Annotated in this window: 4 protein-coding genes; 1 reads left to right on the top strand and 3 read right to left on the bottom strand. The window is 61.3% G+C overall.

The window, feature by feature from the left end; all coding sequences use genetic code 11:
- Positions 1-4: 4 nt before the first annotated feature.
- Complete coding sequence (locus ACESMD_RS02640) at positions 5-898, top strand: DNA replication terminus site-binding protein (protein ID WP_372610088.1); 894 nt, start codon at positions 5-7, stop codon at positions 896-898.
- 62 nt (positions 899-960) lie between these two features.
- On the opposite strand, the gene ACESMD_RS02645 is transcribed toward ACESMD_RS02640, so the two are convergent.
- From ACESMD_RS02645 to ACESMD_RS02655, 3 genes are all read right to left on the bottom strand, one after another.
- Positions 961-1,302: a hypothetical protein gene (locus ACESMD_RS02645; RefSeq protein ID WP_372610085.1), complete on the bottom strand. Its 342-nt coding sequence runs from the start codon at positions 1,300-1,302 to the stop codon at positions 961-963.
- A 350-nt stretch (positions 1,303-1,652) separates the two neighbouring features.
- Positions 1,653-2,027 carry a histone-like nucleoid-structuring protein, MvaT/MvaU family gene (locus tag ACESMD_RS02650; RefSeq protein WP_372610086.1) on the bottom strand — a complete coding sequence of 125 codons (375 nt, stop codon included), beginning with the start codon at positions 2,025-2,027 and terminating at the stop codon, positions 1,653-1,655.
- 330 nt (positions 2,028-2,357) lie between these two features.
- Positions 2,358-2,713: S1 RNA-binding domain-containing protein (locus tag ACESMD_RS02655; protein WP_372610087.1), on the bottom strand; the 356-nt coding region annotated here is incomplete at its 5' end.

A 2,713-nucleotide genomic window follows, 5' to 3' on the forward strand; every position in this document is an offset into this window, starting at 1 on the left:
CCCAGTGAACCCAGTGAAGAAGGTGCCGTCCTACCGGCTGCTTGGTGAGCTGGAGGAGGCCTTCGACCAGGTGATCCTGGAGATCGAGGCCTTGCTGGCGTGCCACCAGCGCTCACCCGGCGCCATCTGGATCTTCGGCGGCGGCGAAGGCGCCGACACCCCCGAGGCCGGCGCGGCCTGGTTGCGCCTGGCGCTGCTGGATTTCTGGTATCAGCAAGGCCAGGACGGCCGCGAAACACGCACCTATGTGGGCATGGTCGCCGCCGATGAGGGACTGCTGGAGCGGGTCGGCCGGGTCAATGCCGCCAAGGCGGAACTGGCGACGCGACTGGCGAGGATTCGCGACCAGGCGCCGGGGATGATCGCCGAGATCAAGGCGGTGTTGCCCTTTCGCCATCCGGCCCTGCAGGAACACCTCCAGGGCCTGGGCCTGGCCAGGCTTCACCTCAAACAATGCTGGCGGGCGATTCCCGTGGCCCGGGCCCCGGTGGAGCGACTGCGCCTGGCCTGGTATTCCAGCGGCCGCTCGATCAAGCGGCTGAGCGTGCGCGAGGCCGAGACCCGACTTCTCAAGCTCGACTCGACCGCGCCCCATGTGCAGATCCAGTTGCGCAAGCTGGCGGGCATCCCCGAGGGCGAACCCCTGGCCCAGGTGCAGCGCCAAGCGCCGCTGATGCGTGCCAACCTCTTCTTTCGCGAGCCCCTGGCGGAGGGTCGTACCCGGCAGGCCATGAACGTGGCCCTGCCGCTGTTCCTGCCCGCCCCCGATGGTCGCCTGCCCCACCACAACCAGCCGTCACCGACACCGCCCGAGCAGCGCACCCGGGCAAGGCGCCGGGACGAACGACTCGAGGACGAGCCCTTTCTGCCGAGCCTGCGGGTCTTTCGGTATCGCTGAGCCATCAAGACGCCAACAAGAATACGAGGGCATAGGAGTATGGCAATCACAGTTGCCAATAATTAGTCGACGCTTTCTCGTGACTCGAGGGACACCAACAGGCGGCTGACACTCTCGGCGGACTGGGCGTAATCCCCCATCAATTCATGGAGACGCCGCTCGAACTCGAGTTCCAGAGCCTTCTCCCTGGCTTCCTGGCGTTGGCGTTCTTGTCGTTGCTGCTCCAGTTGCTGTCGTTCTTGCTGTGCTTGCTGCCCTACCTTTCGTTCTTCCTGCTCTTCCCGTTCCAGGGTTGCCAGGGAACGCACCGGAGGGCCGGTAGGAATATCGAGGCTATTATCGGGATCGTCGAGCTGACGAAGTGCCTCGGAGAAGGCATCATCGAGTTCACGAAACCGGCGCATCTTTTCGCGCTCGTCAGTCGGCTGTCGAGAAGTCTGCTGTTTCATTCGTTACCCGTGATATCAGGTAGGGAGGAATCCACCGAGTCGGAAACAACCGGGCGGACGATCTTGCTTGAAGAATATAGCCAGTATACCGCCATTCTCCGCCATAGCGAAATCCCGGGTCATCGCAGAGCCGCGGGGAGTCATTACAGTCACTGTCTGCAGGCCGGACAAGCGAGCCGGCGAGCGCATCCGGCATGGCATTTCCGGCGACGTCATGGTCGATGTCAGCGTCGAGGCGACACGCATAACGCCGCCTCGAGGGCGGCGTTATCGATATCGACGGCGCGACAGGGAGCGCTACCGGCTCAATCCTCGACGCGCACAAGCCAGGATTCGACGGTATCGCCTCCGAACTGATCCTTCCAGGCCTTGAGGGTCTTCTGGTTACCACCGCGGGTTTCCACGACTTCACCGGTATTGGGGTTCTTGTAGATCTTCATCTTGCGCTTGCGGCGACCACTGCCGGTCGACGCCGACTTGGCCCCACCACTGGCGGGCTTGGGGTCGAGCAGTGCGATGACGTCGGCAGTGCTCTTGTCGAACTCGCGCATCAGGGCCTCGAGCTTGTTCTTGAACTCGAGTTCTGCCTTGAGGCGTTTGTCATTCTGCAGCTTCTCCATGTTTTCCTGGAGAGACTTGAGCTGCTGTTCCATCTGCATGTATTCGTTGAGCAGTGACATTGACGTAAGTCCTTTTTTTCAGCGGGTTTAGAATAATGCCCGGCATTATGAACGCTGGATTTATTCTTGACAATAGTGTGGCAAGTTATTATCGAGACATCAAGTAAGATATCAATACGGTTTCCGGTTTCACTTCGGACTCATTCGAGATTTTCGAGAGCTGCCCGGATTAACGTGAGTCTTCTCGGCGGATGCGCCTTCGGTTTATCCGGCCACCTTCCCTACCTCCATGGCGGCCTGTCTTCACGCTGATTTGCGATGATCCAAAAAAAACGCCGCCTCCCGTGGGAGGCGGCGTTTGCGGTCCGGCGGATTATCGCGCGACGATACTCAGTCCTGACCCATCTGCTGCTTGATGAGATCACCGATGGTCATGGGGCCACCGGGGGAATCGGGCTCGTCCTCGCGCAGTTTCTTGAGATTCTGGCGAGTGTCGTCCTGATCCTTGGCCTTGACGGACAGGTTGATCTGACGGTTCTTGCGATCGACACCGATGATGCGGGCCTCGACGCTGTCGCCTTCATTGAGGACGTTACGGGCGTCCTCGACGCGGTCGGCGCTGAGCTCGGAGGCCTTCAGCACGGCGACGACATCGGACGTCAGCTCGACCTGGGCCTGCTTGGCATCGACCTCGACCACGCGGCCGGTGACGATGGTGCCCTTGTCGTTGACGGCCAGGTACTCGG

The sequence above is a fragment of the Halomonas sp. genome (genome assembly GCF_041689495.1).
GTDB lineage: Bacteria > Pseudomonadota > Gammaproteobacteria > Pseudomonadales > Halomonadaceae > Halomonas.

Coding starts and splice junctions, on each gene's coding strand:
- ACESMD_RS02645 (WP_372610085.1), bottom strand. CDS start 1,302: ATGCGCCGGTTTCGTGAACTCGATGATGCCTTCTCCGAGGCACTTCGT.
- ACESMD_RS02650 (WP_372610086.1), bottom strand. CDS start 2,027: ATGTCACTGCTCAACGAATACATGCAGATGGAACAGCAGCTCAAGTCT.